Raw genomic sequence first — 223 nt, forward strand, 5'->3', positions numbered from 1 at the left:
CCCACCGTCTCGCCGCAGCGGGTGACGGTGACATCCGAATCGAAGCGTTCGACGGTCTGCACGAACTTGGCCGAGGCCCGGGCGTGAAGACCTCGGCGGTTGATGATGGAAAGCTCCCGGACTTCCGCTCCCTCGGGCACAGGAGCGGGGGGACAGTCCTGATCGAGGGGCTGATCCATGGTTCCTATTTTCCCGACAGAACGCGCGAGGCTATGTTGATATA

At 62.3% G+C, this 223-nt stretch carries 1 protein-coding gene; it reads right to left on the reverse strand.

Annotation, left to right across the window (positions count from 1 at the left end):
* A partial coding sequence (locus E4K09_RS26710; protein ID WP_134500663.1) for an HPr family phosphocarrier protein occupies positions 1-179 on the reverse strand: 179 nt, incomplete at its 3' end.
* Between the last annotated feature and the right edge of the window lie 44 nt (positions 180-223).

Origin of the sequence: Microvirga pakistanensis, from assembly GCF_004458765.1 — a bacterium.
Classification (GTDB): Bacteria; Pseudomonadota; Alphaproteobacteria; order Rhizobiales; family Beijerinckiaceae; genus Microvirga; species Microvirga pakistanensis.